Annotated in this window: 1 protein-coding gene; it reads left to right on the forward strand. The window is 62.9% G+C overall.

Features of this window, described 5'->3' with window-relative positions:
• Positions 1-12 precede the first annotated feature (12 nt).
• Positions 13-18,018, forward strand: coding sequence for an Ig-like domain-containing protein (locus tag DFO52_RS01095; RefSeq protein ID WP_133548887.1), 18,006 nt, complete (start codon positions 13-15; stop codon positions 18,016-18,018).
• The last annotated feature ends 112 nt before the right edge of the window (positions 18,019-18,130 follow it).

Genomic DNA, 18,130 nt, shown 5'->3' on the forward strand with positions numbered 1-18,130 from the left:
AAGGAGAAGAATATGAGTAACATAAAAGTTGTTGATGTCATCATTCGCAAAACGGCGGAGAAAACCAAATTAACCGGCGAAGGAAATCTGTCGGTCTCTATTTCATCCCCGAGCGTGATTGAAATTCAGGGCTCCGCTCAGGATGTGGCGCGTTATGTCCGTCAGGGGAAAGACCTCCTCATTTATATGAAAGATGGCAGCGTTATTCGCTGCAATAACTATTTTGTCGAAGATCCAGAGACGCATAATCAGTCAGAGCTGGTGTTCAACGACCGTCAGGAACTCACACATATTTCTTTTGCCGATGCCGGGGAAGCGTCAGGCGTTGCGGTGACCGAGTTAACCGCGCAGGCCACACCGATTAGCAGCATTCAACCTTTCCTCGAGCAGGAAAGCGTTTTAAGCGACGCGCCGTGGGGCTGGATTGCGGGGGCTGCGTTAGGCGGCGGTGCCATTGGGGCACTGCTGGCAAACGGCGGTGACGGCGAAACTAAAACAAAAGTCATTGATAATACAAAAGAAGTTGAAAGCGCCACGCCGACCTTCTTGCTGTCGGATAAAGCGGGTGACAAGCAGGGCGTGCTGAGCGCAAACGAGATCACGGACGACAGCAACCCAACCTTTAGCGGCACCGGTCAGCCGGGCGCGACCATCCAGATCAAAGACAGCAGCGGCAGCACCATTGCCAGCACCATGGTCGGTACAGACGGCACGTGGACGGTAATATTACCGAACCAGACGGACGGGGAGCACACCTGGTCGGTCGTGCAGATCGACGGCAGTAAAACCACCTCTGCGGGCAGTATCACCGTGACGGTCTCTACCGCCGATGCCGCCATAACGCTTGCCACCACGGCGGGCGATAACGTGCTGAACGCCAGCGAGCAATCTGCGGGCTTTACGCTTTCCGGTGCCAGCAAAAACCTGGCGCAGGGTACCGAACTCACCGTGACGCTGAACGGCAAAACCTACGCGGCTGAAGTCGGGGCAGACGGCGCGTGGAGTGTTAACGTACCTGCGGCAGACGCGCAGGCGCTGGGCGACGGTACCTGGACGGTTAGCGTGAGCGGTAAAGACGCGGCGGGTAACACCGTCAGCGGAAGCCAGACGATTGGGGTGGATACCACCGCGCCAACCCTCTCTGTCGATACCCTCGCACAGGACAACATCATTAATGCGGCTGAGCACAATCAGCCGCTGACCCTGACCGGTAAAACGAATGCGGAAACCGGTCAGATCGTCACGGTCACCCTGAACGGTAAAAACTATAACGCCACGGTGGGCAGCGACGGCACCTGGTCCGTCACGCTTGCCGCGAGCGACGTGCAGGCGCTCAATGAGGGTAACCACACCCTGACGGTTAACGTGAGCGACAAAGCGGGCAACGGCTCGTCCGTGACGGCAGATTTCACGGTGGATACCGCCGCGCCGGTCGTCACCATCCATACCGTGGCGGGCGACGATATTCTCAACATCAGCGAGCAGGGCCAGGCGCACATTATTTCCGGCCAGGCGAGCGGTGCCGCCGCGGGCGATGTGGTCACCGTGACCCTTGGCGGCCAGACCTTCACCGGCGTGGTGCTGGCGGACGGCAGCTGGAGCGTGGGCGTTCCGGCGTCCGTGCTGGGCGCGCTGGGTGAAGGCAACCACACGCTTTCGGTTTCCGTCACTGACGCGGCAGGCAACACCGGCAGCGCCACGCACGGCATTACGCTGAGCGGACACCCGCCGGAATTTACGATTGACGCCATCAGCCAGGATAACGTCCTGAATGCCCAGGAGGCGATGCAGCCGCTGAGCCTGACCGGCACCAGCAACCTGCCGGACGGCACTACCGTCACCGTGACGCTGAACAACGTCAGCTATCAGGCCACCGTAGAAAACGGTATCTGGGCGGTCCAGGTGCCGGTTTCCGACGTCCTGAATCTGGCGAACACGCTTTACACCGTCAGCGTCAGCGGTACCGACAGCGTGGGTAACAGCGGTTCTGCCGAAGCAAATCTGCTGGTGGATACCGTCCTTCCGCAGGTCATTATCAATACGTTTGCGGGCGACAACCTGGTCAATAACGCCGAAGCGGGCGTCGATCAAACCCTCAGCGGTCGCGTTACCGGCGCGGCGACGGGCGATACCGTCTCCATCACCGCAGGCGGCAAGAGCTACACCGTGACGGTTGGCAGCGATCTGACCTGGAGCGTGAAAATCCCGTCAGCGGATCTTCAGGCGTTCGGCGACGGGGATTTAACCTTTACCGCCTCCGTCACTAACGGGCACGGCAATACCGGCACCGGCGAGCGTGATATCAACATCAACGCGGAGCTGCCGGGCCTGCGCGTGAACACCATTTCCGGCGATGACGTGATCAACGCCATCGAACAGCAGCAGGATTTGAGCGTCACCGGCTCCAGCAGCCATCTGGCCGCGGGCACGCAGATTGTCGTCACCATCAACAGCGTGGAGTACGTCACCGCGGTTAACGCCAGCGGCAGCTGGCAGATCGGCGTTCCGGCGGCGGACCTGCAGGCCTGGACGGCGGGCGGCATGACGGTTAGCGTCAGCGCGGTAGATGCCTGGGGCAATCCCGTTTCGGCTGAACACCCGATTGAGCTCGATCTGAACGCCGTGGCGGTCACCATTGATACCGTCTCCGGCGACGACCTGCTCAATGCGGCAGAAAAAGGCGGTGATTTAACCCTTTCCGGCCAGACGCAGGGCGTGGAGGCGGGGCAGACCGTGGTGGTGAAATTCGCCGACCAGACCTTCACCGCGCAGGTGCAGCAGGACGGCTCCTGGAGCCTGACCGTACCGGCCAGCGCGATGGAAACCCTGATCGACGGGCGCGCGCAGGTGAGCGTCAGCGTCACTAACGTCAGCGGCAACAGCGCGGACGCCGCGCGCGTGGTCACGGTGGATACGCAGCCACCGGCGATTACGCTCGATAACCTGACCGCTGACAACATCATCAATGCGGCTGAAGCGCAGCAGGATTTAGCCTTAAGCGGTACCAGCACTGCGGAAGCGGGCCAGACGGTCACCGTAACGCTGAACGGCAAATCGTATCAAACCACGGTTCAGACGGACGGTACGTGGCAGCTGAGCGTGCCTGCGGCTGACGTGGGTGCCCTGACGGACGGCATTGTGACCGTGACGGCCACCGTGAGCGACGTGGCGGGCAACGCCAGCAGCGCGGACCGCGTGGGTCTGGTGGACGCAACCGTACCGCAGGTGACCATTAACGACTTTGTCACCGACACCAACACCATTAACCAGCTCGCCCATTCACAGGCGCAAATCCTGAGCGGCTCCGTCACCGGTGCGGCAGCGGGCGACCTGGTCACCATCACCATTAACAGCGTCGACTACACCACCGTGGTGGATGCGGCGGGTAACTGGAGCCTCGGCCTGCCGGCGTCCGTCGTGCAGGGGCTGACTGACGGCACCTGGACAATCGACGTCTCCGTGACCGACCGATCCGGTAATACCGGAAGCAGTTCGCTGGATGTGGTGGTGAATACCGTGACGCCTGTTATTGGTATCAGCACCCTGGCGGCGGACGACGTGATTAACGCGACCGAGAAGGGCGAAGATCTGCTTCTCTCCGGCACCAGCAACCAGCCGGAAGGGACCAGCATCACCGTTAACCTGAACGGCATCAACTACACCGCCACCACCGACGCCAGCGGCAGCTGGAGCGTCACCGTACCGGCCTCGGCCGTCAGCGCGCTGGGAGAAGCCCATTACACCGTGACGGCGAGCGTCACGGATAGCGTAGGCAACAGCGCGTCAACCTCGCACGATGTGCTGGTGGACAGCTCGCTGCCGGTGGTGACGATTAACACGCTGGCGGGCGACAATATCGTTAACGCAGCGGAAGTGGCGGCAGGGCAAACCCTGACCGGTAAGGTGACGAACGCGGCTTCAGGTGACACTGTCACCATTATCCTTGGCGGCCAGACGTACACCGCTACCGTGCAGGACGATCTGACCTGGAGCCTGCCGTTAAGCGAGAGCCAGCTTACCGCACTCGGCAACGGCGACCTCACCGTCTCCGCCAGCGTGACCAACGCGCACGGCAATACCGGCTCTTCTTCTCTCGACTTCACCATCGACGCCCAGCTCCCGGGACTGCGTATTGATACCGTGGCGGGTGATGACGTGATCAACGTGATTGAACACGCTCAGAACCTGATTGTGTCCGGCACCAGCACCGATCTGACGGCGGGCAGCACCGTGACCGTGACCATCAACGGCAAAACCTATTCGGCAACGGTACTGGCGGACGGCACCTGGCAGGCGGCGGTACCGGCGGCCGATGTGTCCCAGTGGGCGGACGGTTCGCTGGATATCAAGGCCAGCGCGCAGGATGCTTCCGGCAACCCGGTGACTATCGGCACCGTCGTGGACGTCGATCTCGCGCCTGTCGCCATCACCATCAGCAGCGTGACCGACGATAACGTGCTCAACGCGGCGGAAAAAGGTCAGGACCTGGTGCTTTCCGGCACCACCTCCAACGTGGAAGCGGGTCAGACCGTAACCATCACCTTCGCGGGTAAAACCTATACCACCACGGTGGATGCCAACGGCGACTGGACCTGGACCGTTCCGGCAGCCGATCTGAGCGGCCTGAAAGACGGCGACGCAAGCGTGCAGGTAACCGTCACCAACGTGAACGGCAACGCGGCGTCTTCGGCGCAGGAATTCAGCGTTGATACCACCGCGCCGACGGTGACCATCAACACCATCAGCAGTGACAATATGCTGAACGCGGCAGAGGCGGCGCAGGATCTGACCCTGAGCGGCACCTCTACTGCCGAAGCGGGCCAGACGGTCACCGTGACCTTCAACGGCAATCAGTACACCGCGCAGGTGCAGGCGGACGGCAGCTGGACGCTCGACGTTCCGGCGGCGGATATGGCAGGCATCGCCGACGGCAGCGCGGCGGTCACGGCGACCGTGTCCGATAAGGCAGGCAACCCGGCCAGCGCGGGCTCCTCGGTGCTGGTCGACACCACCGTACCGCAGATTTCGTTCAACATCGTCGCGGGCGACGACGTCGTGAATATTGCCGAGCACGGCCAGGCGCTGATCGTCTCCGGCAAGGTCACGGGCGCGCAGGCGGGTGACGTGATTACTGTGACCCTGAACGGGAAAGACTACACTGCGATGCTGGACGCGTCCGGCAGCTGGAGCGTGGGCGTTCCGGCGGCGGACGTGGGCGCGCTGGCAAACGGCGACCAGACGATTTCCGCGACCCTCACCGATAAAGCCGGTAACAGCACCAGCGCGACGCACGCGTTTGACGTTTCCCTGACCGCGCCGGTGATTGCCATCAACACCCTGGCGGCTGACGACGTGATCAACGCGACCGAGAAAGGCCAGGATCTGCTGGTGTCCGGCACCAGCAACCAGCCGGACGGAACCACCATTACGGTGACCCTGAATGGCATCAGCTATACGGCCACCACCGACGCCAGCGGCAGCTGGAGCATCACCGTTCCGGCGGCAAACGTTTCTGCGCTCGGCGAAGCAAGCTACGTCGTGACGGCGAGCGTAACCGACGCGGCGGGCAACAGCGCAAGCACCGGCCACAGCGTGCTGGTTGACAGCGCGCTGCCGCAGGTCACCATCAACCCTGTCGCCACGGACGATGTCATTAACGCAGCGGAAGTGGCTGCCGGGCAGACCCTGAGCGGCAAAGTGAGCGGCGCGGCGAGCGGTGACACTGTCACTATTTCAGTTGGCGGCAATACCTATACCGCGACGGTTCAGGACGATCTGAGCTGGTCGGTCAACGTGCCGTCCACGGTCTTAACCGCCATCGGTAACGGCGATCTGACCGTGTCAGCCAGCGTCACCAACGGCCACGGCAACACCGGCACCGGCGAGCGCGACATCACCATTGATGCCAACCTGCCGGGCCTGCGCGTCGATACCGTGGCGGGCGACGATGTGATCAACAGCATTGAGCACGCTCAGAACCTGATTATCACCGGCTCCAGCGAAGGCCTGGCAACGGGCGCGGCGTTAACGGTGACCGTCAACGGTAAAACCTACGCCGCAACCGTGCTGGCGGACGGCACCTGGACGGCGGCCATTCCGGCGGCAGACGTCAGCGCGCTGAATGCGGGCACGATTGCCGTGACCGTAGAAGGCCAGAGCGCGGCGGGCAATCCGGTTTCCATCAGCCACGACGTGAAGGTGGATCTGGCGGCAGTCGCCATCAGCATTAACCCGATTGCCTCGGACGACGTAATCAACGCGGCTGAGAAAGGCGCGGACCTGGTGCTGTCCGGCTCTACCTCTAACGTGGAAGAAAACCAGACCGTCACCATCACCTTCGGCGGCAAATCGTACACCGCGACGGTCGATGCCAGCGGCAACTGGACGGCGACCGTACCGTCCGCCGATTTGGGCAGCCTGAAGGACGGCGATGCCAGCGTGCAGGTGAGCGTCACCAACGTGAACGGCAACAGCGCGTCGGCAGGCCGCGAGTACAGCGTGGACGCCACCGCGCCGACGGTGTCTATCGAGATCGTCAGCGACAACAACATCATCAATGCGGCCGAAGCGCAGCAGGATCTGGTTGTTAACGGCGTGACCAACGCCGAAGCGGGCCAGACCGTCACCGTGACGCTGAACGGCGTGGACTACACCACTACCGTGCAGGCAAACGGCAGCTGGAGCGTGACCGTGCCGTCCGCGGATCTGAGCGGTATTACCGACGGCAACTACACCATCAGCGCCGCCGTGTCTGATAAGGCGGGCAACCCGGCCTCTGCGGATCGCGACGTGCTGGTGGATACCACCGTTCCGCAGCTGACCATTAACACCGTTTCCGACGACGACGTGATCAACAGCGCCGAGCATGCGCAGGCTCTGATTGTCACGGGCTCCGTGACCGGCGCGGCGGCGGGCGACGTGGTCACCGTTACCCTCAACGGCAAATCGTATACCGCCACCCTGGATGCCTCAGGCAACTGGAGCGTGGGCGTGCCTGCGGCGGACGTCACCGCCCTGGCCGCCGGGGATTACACCATTACCGCGGCGCTGACCGATAAAGCGGGCAACAGCAACAGCGCCACGCACGGCGTGGAGGTGAACCTGACCGCGCCGGTGCTGACCATTGACACCGTTTCCGGTGACGATGTGATCAACAACGCCGAGAAAACCCAGGATCTGACGATCTCCGGTACGGCTTCCGGCCTGGCGGCAGGCGCGGTGGTAACCGTGATGCTGAACGGCAAAGCGTACAGCGCGCAGGTGGACGATAACGGAAAATGGACGACTACCGTTCCGGCGAACGAGGTCGGTCAGCTGGGCGAGGCGCTTTATACCGTCACCGCCTCAGCAACGGACAGTGTCGGCAACAATACCAGTACGTCGCACACCGTGAACGTGGAATCCGTTCTGCCGGGGGTGATCGTCAACACCATTGCAGGTGACGACGTCATTAACGCGGCGGAGCTGGCAGCCGGGCAGACCATCAGCGGTAAGGTGGTGAATGCCGAAGCGGGCAACACCGTGACCGTGACCATTGGCGGTAACAGCTACACCGCAACGGTGCAGAGCGATCTCACCTGGTCCGTGAACGTGCCGTCCGACGTGCTGACCGCGCTGGGTAACGGCGATTTGACGGTGTCAGCCAGCGTCACGAACGGCGTGGGCAATAGCGGAACGGGCGAGCGCGACATCGTGATAGACGCTAACCTGCCGGGCCTGCGCGTGGATACCGTGGCGGGTGACGACGTGATCAACAGCATCGAACACGTACAGAACCTGATTATCACCGGCTCCAGCGACGGGCTGGCGGCGGGCGCGGCGCTGACCGTGACCGTCAACGGCAAAACCTATCCGGCGACCGTGCTGGCGGACGGCACCTGGAACGCGGCGATCCCGGCGGCGGACGTCGGAGCCCTGGCAGCAGGTACGGTTACCGTAACCGTTGCGGGCCAGAGCAGCGCCGGTAATCCGGTCTCCATCAGCCACGATGTGACGGTGGATCTGGCGAACGTTGCCATCAGCATCGACGCCGTTGCCACCGATGACGTGATTAACGCGGCCGAGAAGGGCGCGGATCTGGTGCTCTCGGGGGCGACCTCGAACGTTGAGGAAAACCAGACCGTCACCATCACCTTCGGCGGCAAGAGCTACACCGCGACGGTGGACGCCGACGGCAAATGGACCGCCACGGTGCCAGCGGCCGATCTGGCGGGTCTCAAAGACGGCGACGCCAGCGTGCAGGTGAGCGTCACCAACGTGAACGGCAACAGCGCCTCGGCGGGCCGCGAGTACAGCGTGGATGCGACCGCACCGTCCGTGACCATCAATACCCTGGCGAACGACGACATTCTGAACGCCGCTGAAGCGCAGTCCGATCTGACCGTATCCGGCACCACCACCGCCGAAGCGGGCCAGACCGTGACCGTATCGCTGAACGGTAAAGACTACACCACAACCGTCAGCGCGGACGGCAGCTGGACGCTGAACGTCCCGGCCGCCGATCTGGCTGGATTAACCGACGGCAGCGTGACCGTCACCGCATCGGTCAGCGATAAAGCGGGTAACCCGGCGTCCGTGGATCACAACCTGGCGGTAGATATCACCGCGCCTGCGGTGACCATCAACACCGTGGCGGGCGACGATGTCATTAACATCGCAGAACACGGCCAGGCGCAAATCATCAGCGGCACCGCCACCGGCGCGGCGGCGGGCGATAAGGTCACCGTCACGATTGGTGGCCAGACCTACACCACCGTGCTGGACGCGGCGGGGAACTGGAGCGTGGGCGTACCGGCGAATGTGATTTCGGGCCTCAGTGACGGTACCGTAACCGTCACTGCGTCAGTTACCGACGCAGCGGGCAACACCGGCACCGGCACGCATAACGTGACCGTCGATACCGGTCTGCCATCGGTGGCCTTCAACGCCATCAGCGATGACAACGTGCTGAACGCGGTAGAAAAAGGTCAGGATCTGAGCGTCAGCGGCACCAGCGCTAACCTCGCGGAAGGCACCGTGGTGACCGTGACCCTCAACGGTAAAAACTACACGGCGACGACCTCGGCAGACGGCACCTGGAGCCTGACGGTTCCGGCAGCGGATCTGGCTGGTCTCGGCCAGGCCAATTACACCCTGAATGCGACCGCCACCAACGGCGTGGGCAACAGCGTGAGCAACACCGCGAACCTGCTGGTGGACACCGCGCTGCCGACCGTCACCATCAACACCGTGGCGGGCGATAACGTCATCAACGCGGCGGAAGTGGCGGCAGGCCAGACCCTGAGCGGCACCGTGGCGAACGCCGAAGCGGGCAATACCGTTACCGTCACCCTTGGCGGCAACAGCTACACCGCAACGGTGCAGAACGATCTGACCTGGTCCGTAAACGTGCCGTCTGACGTGCTGACCGCGCTGGGCAACGGCAGCCTGAGCGTGACGGCGACCGTCACCAACGGCCACGGCAATACCGGCACCGGCGAGCGCGATATCGCTATAGACGCTAACCTGCCGGGACTGCGCGTCGACACCGTCGCGGGTGATGACGTGATCAACACCATCGAGCACGCGCAGAATCTGATCGTCACCGGTTCCAGCGACGGGCTGGCGGCGGGCACGGCGCTGAACGTCACCGTCAACGGCAAAACCTATGCGGCCACCGTACTGGCGGACGGCACCTGGAGCGCGGCGATCCCGTCCACCGACGTGAGCGCGTGGCCGGAAGGCACCGTCAAAATCAGCGTTACCGGCGACAGCTCTGCGGGCAACCCGATTACCATCAGCCACGACGTGACGGTCGATCTGGCGACCGTTGCCATCAGCATTGATGCGATTGCCACCGACGACGTGATTAACGCGGCGGAGAAGGGCGCGGATCTGGTGCTGTCCGGTGCGACCACCAACGTGGAAGCCGGGCAGACCGTGACCATCAGCCTGAACGGCAAAATCTATAGCGCGACAGTAGACGACAGCGGCAACTGGACCTACACCGTGCCGTCTGCGGATCTGGCACACCTTAAGGATGGCGACGCCAGCGTGCAGGTGAGCGTCACCAACGTCAACGGCAACAGCGCCTCGGCGGGCCGCGAGTACAGCGTGGATGCAACCGCGCCGTCCGTGACCATCAATACTCTGGCGACCGACGATATTCTGAATGCCGCTGAAGCGCAGTCCGATCTGACCGTGTCCGGCACCACCACCGCCGAAGCGGGCCAGACCGTGACCGTGACGCTGAACGGCAAAGACTACACCACAACCGCAGGCGCGGACGGCAGCTGGACGCTGAACGTTCCGGCGGCGGATCTGGCGGCACTCGGCGACGGCAGCGTCACCGTGACGGCGAGCGTCAGCGACAAGGCGGGCAACCCGGCGTCGGTTGATCACACTCTGACGGTCGACGTGACCGTTCCTGCGGTAACCATCAACACCGTAGCGGGCGACGATGTCATTAACATCGCTGAGCACGCTCAGGCACACATCATTAGCGGCACCGCCACCGGCGCGGCAGCGGGGGATAAGGTCACCGTCACCATCGGCGGCCAGACCTACACCACCGTGCTGGACGCGGCGGGTAACTGGAGCGTGGGCGTCCCGGCCAGCGTCATTTCCGGCCTCAGCGACGGCACCGTAACCGTGACTGTGTCAGTTACCGACGCGGCGGGCAACACCGGTACCGGCAGCCATAACGTGACCGTCGATACCGGCCTGCCGTCCGTGGCCTTCAACGCCATCAGCGGCGACAACGTGCTGAACGCGATGGAGAAAGGTCAGGACCTGAGCGTCAGCGGCACCAGCGCCAACCTGGCGGAAGGCACCGTGGTGACCGTAACCCTCAACGGTAAAAACTACGCGGCCACGACGGCGGCGGACGGCACCTGGAGCCTGACCGTTCCGGCTGCGGATCTGGCGGGGCTGGGTGAAGCGAATTACACCCTGAACGCCGCCGCGACCAACGGCGTGGGCAACAGCGTCAGTAATACGGCGACCCTGCTGGTCGACACCGCGCTGCCGACCGTCACCATCAATACCGTGGCGGGCGATAACATCATCAACGCGGCGGAAGTGGCCGCGGGTCAGACCATCAGCGGTAAGGTAGCGAACGCGGAAGCGGGCAATACCGTCACCGTCACCCTTGGCGGCAGCAGCTACACCGCAACGGTGCAGAGCGATCTGACCTGGTCCGTGAACGTGCCGGAATCCGTCCTGACCGCGCTGGGCAACGGCGATTTGACCGTGTCGGCGACCGTCACCAACGGCCACGGCAACACCGGCGCGGGCGAGCGCGAAATCACTATCGACGCCAGCCTGCCGGGTCTGCGCATTGATACCGTGGCGGGCGACGATGTGATCAACAGCATCGAGCACGGGCAGAATCTGATTGTCACCGGCTCCAGCGACGGGCTGGCGGCAGGCACCACGCTTACCGTGACCGTCAACGGCAAAACCTATGCGGCCTCCGTGCTTGCAGACGGCACCTGGAGCGCGGCGATCCCGGCGGCAGACGTCGGGGCCCTGGCTGCGGGCACGGTCACCGTGACCGCTGCAGGCCAGAGCGCGGCGAGCAACCCGGTGAGCATCAGCCATGACGTGACCGTCGATTTGTCAGCAGTGGCTATCAGCATCGATGCGATTGCCACCGACGACGTGATTAACGCGGCGGAGAAAGGCGCGGATCTGGTGCTGTCCGGCAGCACCTCGAACGTGGAGGAAAACCAGACTGTTACCATCACCTTCGGCGGCAAGACGTACACTACGAAAGTCGATGCCGACGGTAACTGGACGGCCACCGTGCCTTTCGCCGATCTCGCGGGCCTGAAGGACGGCGATGCCAGCGTGCAGGTGAGCGTCACCAACGCGCATGGCAACAGCGCCTCGGCGGGCCGGGAGTACAGCGTGGACGCCACCGCGCCAGCCGTGAGCATCGATACGGTCGCTGGCGATAACGTGATTAACGCCAGCGAAGCGGCTGCGGGCGTGGCCATCTCCGGCACCACCACGGCGGAAGTCGGGCAGACGGTCACCGTGACGCTGGGCGGTAAGAGCTATACCGCGCAGGTGCAGCAGGGCGGTATCTGGAGCGTGAACGTGCCGGGCGCCGACCTGTCCGCGCTGGCGGATAACGGCTACACCGTGCAGGTCAGCGTGAGCGACGCCGCGGGTAACCCGGGCAGCGCGGGCAAGGCGATTACGCTTGATACCACGCCGCCGACCGTCAGCTTTAACGCCGTCGCGGGCGATGACGTCATCAACAGCGTGGAGCACGGGCAGGCGCAGATCGTCAGCGGCACGGCAACCGGCGCGAGCGTCGGCGATAAGCTGGTCATCACCATCGGTTCGAACCAGTACACCACCACCGTTGACGCCAGCGGTAACTGGAGCGTGGGCGTGCCGGCCAGCGTGATTTCCGCGCTGAACGACGGCACCGTGACCCTCAGCGCGACGATTACCGACAGCGCGGGCAACAGCAGCACCCAGACCCACGATGTGGTAGTGAACACCGCCTCCGTGGCGCTGACGGTGAACACCGTTAGCGGTGACGACGTCATCAACGCGGCGGAAGCCGGTTCGTCCCTGGTGATTAACGGCTCCAGCGCCCAGTTCGCCAGCGGTACGCAGGTCACCGTGACGCTGAACGGCAAGAGCTATACGGCCACCATCCAGAGCGACGGCAGCTGGACGACCACCGTTCCGGCCGCAGACGTGGGCGCCCTGGCCGATGGCGCGAGCTATCAGGTGTCCGTGTCGGCGCAGGACAGCGCGGGCAACAGCGCGTCGGCGACCCACGGCATCAGCGTGGATACCACTGCGCCGGTCGTGAGCATTGCGACGCTGTCGGCTGACGATATGCTGAACGCGGCGGAAGCGCAGCAGCCGCTGACCGTGCGCGGCTCTTCCAGCGCGGAGGCCGGTCAGACCGTCACCGTAACGCTGGGCGGCAAAACCTACACCGCAACCGTCGCGAACGACGGGACGTGGACGCTGGATGTTCCGGCAGCCGATCTGGCCGCGCTGAGCCAGGGCGCGCTGACGGTCACCGCTTCGGTCAACGACAAGGCCGGCAACAGCGGCCAGACCACGCACACCTTAACGGTCGATACCGTCGCGCCAACCGTGACTATCAGCACCGTGGCCGATGACGATATCGTCAACAACGCGGAGCAGCTGGCGGGTCAGACCATCAGCGGCACCACCACGGCGGAACAGGGCCAGACGGTGACCGTCTCCTTTAACGGGCACAGCTATCAGGCGACCGTCGGGGCGGACGGATCCTGGTCGGTCTTCGTGCCGGGCCGTGATTTCCTCGGCCTGAGCGACGGGGATTACACCATCACCGCGTCGGTAAGCGACAGGGCGGGCAACCCGGGCAGCGCAACGCACGACGTGACGCTGAACGGCGATGTCCCGACCATCACCATCAACACCTTTGCGCAGGACGATATCGTCAACGCCGCCGAGCACGGCACGCCGCTGACTGTCAGCGGCACCACCGACGCCCCGGCGGGCCAGACGGTGACCATCACGCTGAACGGTAAAACCTATACGGCGACCGTCCAGAATGACGGCACCTGGAGCTATACGGTCGGCAGCGCAGACGTGACCGCGCTGGCGGACGGCGGTTCGTACGTGATTAACGCGCAGGTCAGCAACACCATCGGCAACAGCGGCAGCGATAACCACAGCGTCACCGTGGATCTCACCGCGCCGTCGATGGGTATTAGCATTGATTCGCTGCAAAACGACACCGGCCTGAGCGCGACGGATTTCATCACCAACGACGCTCAGGTCGTGGTCAACGGCTCCCTGAGCGCGCAGCTTGGCAATAACGAGAAGGCGCAGATTAGCCTGGACGGCGGGTCAAACTGGATTGACCTGACGGTGACCGGCACCACCTGGCGCTACACCGATGGCCGCATCCTGACGGACGGTACGTATCAGTATCAGGTACGCGTTATCGATAGCGCGGGCAACGTGGGGGCAACGGACAGCCAGGACGTAGTGATTGATCTGACGAAGCCTGCGGCTACGACAATTACGGTCGATTCCATCACCCAGGATACCGGCCTGTCCGGCAGCGACTTTATTACCAGCGACAACCAGATCAGCCTGAAAGGGACGCTCGGTGCGGCGCTGGGCAGCGGCGACCACGCGCAGATCAGCCTCGACGGCGGCGTTAAATGGATCGACGTCAGCGTCAGCGGCCTGAGCTGGACGTACGTCGATGGCCGCACGCTGGCCGACGGGGATTACAACTACCAGCTGCGCGTGATTGACGACGCGGGCAATATCAGCGCCACCGCCAGCCAGGTGGTGACCATTGATACGGTTGCACCGGACGCCAGTAAAACGATCGCCATCGACAGCATCAGCGACGATACCGGCCTGAGCGGCAGCGACTTTATCACCAACGATACGTCCCTGACGCTGCACGGCTCGCTCGGGGCGACGTTGGCCGACGGCGAGTATGCCCAGATCAGCATCAACGGCGGGGTCACCTGGCAGAACGTCATCGTCACCGGCAACAGCTGGTACTACGTGGACGGCCGCACGCTGGGTAACCAGATCTATGACTACTACGTTCGCGTGGTAGACGCGGCGGGCAACGTGGGGGCGAGCGCTCATCAGCAGGTGACCGTTGATACGGTGCCGCCGGATGCGGCAATTACGGTGACCGTGGATAACATCACCGTGGATACCGGCTTCGATAACAACGACTTCCTGACCAGTTCGACCTCGTACACGCTTAACGGTACGCTCGGGGCTCCACTGGGGGCGGGGGAATACGTTCAGGTGAGTCTGAACGGCGGCGCCGACTGGGTTTACGCCACGGTGAACGGTACGCAGTGGAGCTACAGCGACACGCGTACCCTGACCGACGGCAGCCATAACTACCAGGTGCGGGTCGTCGACCAGGCGGGGAACGTCGGGGCGACCACCTCGCAGGCGGTGACGGTGGATACGCAGGCGCCGCAGTACGGCGTCACCATCGACAGCATCAGTGAAGATACCGGGCAGTCCAGCAGTGACTTCATCACCATGGACACCACGCTGACGATCAACGGCTCGCTGGGCAGCGCGCTGGCAAGCGATGAACGCGTGCAGATAAGCCTCGACGGCGGTAATCAATGGGTAGACGCCACCGTTAATAACCAGCGCTGGAGCTACACCGATACCCGCGATCTGCCTGACGGAGACTACACCTACCAGGTGCGGATTATCGACCAGGCGGGCAACGTCGGCTCTACCGCCTCTCAGGTGGTAACGGTGGACACCACGCCGCCAACCACGGTAGGCACGGTAGTGAGCTATACCGACGGCGAAGGCGAGCGTCAGGGCACCTTTGGCAGTGCGGTAGCGACGGACGATAACTCGCCGCTGATCAACGGTACGCTTAACCGCGCCCCGGACGACGGTGAAATCGTGCAGCTCTATCGTGACGGAGTCCTGCTCGGCCAGGTGACCATGAACGGCAGCGCAAGCTGGTCCTTCCAGGACAACGGCCTGAGCGACGGCAACCACACCTACATTGTGCGCGTCACCGATAAGGCCGGTAACTACACGGAATCCGACGGTTTTGTGCTGAACGTCGATACCAGCATCCCGACCACCACGGCGGCGATTACCGCGCAGACCACGTCGGACACCACGCCGATCGTCAGCGGTACCGTCTCCGCTGACCTGGTGAACGGTGAATACCTGGTGGTGACGGTGAATGGAAAAACCTACACCTCCCAGACCGGCGGCGCGGTGGTGGTCGACCCGGATCACAACACCTGGTATCTGCAGATCCCGGACGGAGATGCGCTGAGCGTGTCGAGCTACAGCGTGACGGCGCAAGTGAAGAGCAGCGCGGGTAACGGCAATACCACCGGTACGGCGACCGGCAGCCTGGTAATTGACACCACCTCGGTGAATACCGACTGGGCAACCACGGCGGGGAACAGCAACAACTCCACCATGACCCTCGGCATGAACAGCAGCGGTCTGTGGAATATCATTGCTAACGGCCAGTCCTACTCCAGCAGCGATAGCTCGACCTATGCCGGAAATACGCTGACCAACACCCGCAGCTACTACGTGGTGAGCCAGACCGCCGCCGACTTTGACCGTAACGGCACGCAGGATATCTTCGCGACGGAGACCACCTACTCGGGCTCCACGCAGGTGATGTGGACCTACGATGGCAGCACCTATAACGCCAGCCAGCTGGCGATGGGGACCACCATCTGGTACGGCGGCGTGATTGCGTACGATAAAACCGGCGATGGCTATCTGGATCTGGCGTACGGTGACTCCGGCGCGGACTCCATCACCTATCTGATCAACAACAACGGAGTACTCTCGCCTGACGGCACCTACGGCGGCGCGGGTTTCTGGGGACAGTTCACCACCATGCGTGAAATCTCCGGCGTCGACATTAACAATGACGGCACCGTGGACGTGGTTCAGCACACCAACCGCAGCGGCGCGTACTCGTTAACCGTGATCAACAACAACGGTAACGGCACGCTCTCTATCGGTCAGAACCTGACCAACGTGTTTGTGGCCAACGCCTCGAATACCACCACGGCGGCGTCCATGACGTGGGCGGACTTCAACGGCGATGGCTACATGGATCTGTACCTGGGCAGCAGCTACAACAACAACGGCGGGGTGATTTACTACAACAACGGCGCAGGGCAGCTCTCTGCTACCAAGAGCGCGGTGGAAGCCTCTAACGCCACGGCGGGCTATCTGTCGGTGGCGGTGGACTGGAACGGTGACGGGCAGATGGACATCATCAAGCTCAGCAGCTACGGCGGCTCGCAGACGGCGACCCTGTTCACCAACAACGGCTACGGTTCCACCTGGACCTCTAGCCAGCTGGCTTCCGGCCTGGCGAACGTTACCGGTGTGGCCGCAGTCGACTACAACTGGGACGGCGCGCAGGATCTGCTGGTCTCTCAGCAGAACGGCAAGGTGGTGCTGGTGCAAAACAGCAAAACCATTGCTGACGGCACCGCGATGCACCTGCACATTGTCGACAGCGAGGGCATCAATGCCTACTACGGCAACACGGTCAATCTGTACAACGCCGCGGGCGTGCTGGTGGCGTCGCAGATCATCAACGCCCAGTCCGGTATCGGGTCGAACGATACCTCCGCGCTGGTGAGCTTCTACGGTCTGGATCCGAATGAAACCTATTCGGCTGAGATCCTGAAGATCACCAACGGCGTGTCGGATAACGTCACCTGGAGCGGTCTGGAAGCGGGCAACGGCAAAGAGGGGTACGTCCTGACTGCCGAAGCCGCCACCGGCGGCCACAGCGGGACCCTCACCGGGACCGGGTATAACGACACCTTTATCGCAGAGGATGGCACCTATACCTACAACGGCTCCGGCGGCTGGAATACCCATTCCGACTACGACACCTGGAGCAACACCGGCGGGATGGACGTGGTGGATTACCGCAATGCGACCTCCGGCGTGACCGTTGATTTGCGCCTCTCTACCGCGCAGGACACCGGGTTCGGTACGTCACGACTGCTCAACATTGAGGGGATCAACGGCTCGGACTTCGACGACGTCATTACCGGCAACAGCGGTGATAACCAGTTCGAAGGCCGCGGCGGGAACGACACCTTCAACATCGGCAGCGGCGGTCACGATACGTTGCTCTACAAGCTGATCAACGCGTCGGATGCAACGGGCGGTAACGGTCACGACGTGGTGAACGGCTTTACGGTCGGCACTTGGGAAGGGACCGCGGACACGGATCGTATTGACCTGCGCGATCTGCTCTCTGACAGCGGCTATACCGGCACGGGCTCGGCGAGCTACGTGAACGGCGTGGCCACGCTGGACAGCAGCGCGGGCAATATCAGCGATTACATCCGCGTGGTGCAGAACGGCAGCAATACCGAGATCCAGGTTGACCTGGACGGTACAGGCGGTCAGTTCTCGCCGACCACTCTGGTGACCCTGAACGGCGTGCAGACGGATCTGGCGACGCTGCTGGCGAACCATCAGCTGTTAATTGCGTAAACCAACGCCGCGGGGAGCGATCCCCGCGGCCTTTTGCGTTTCTTTACATGAATAGCGATAACCCTATATTTCACATGATTATTTTGCGGGCTCGTTTAGAAAGTGTTCGATT

It is taken from the genome of Enterobacter sp. AG326, from assembly GCF_004362415.1.
GTDB classification, from domain to species: domain Bacteria; phylum Pseudomonadota; class Gammaproteobacteria; order Enterobacterales; family Enterobacteriaceae; genus Enterobacter; species Enterobacter asburiae.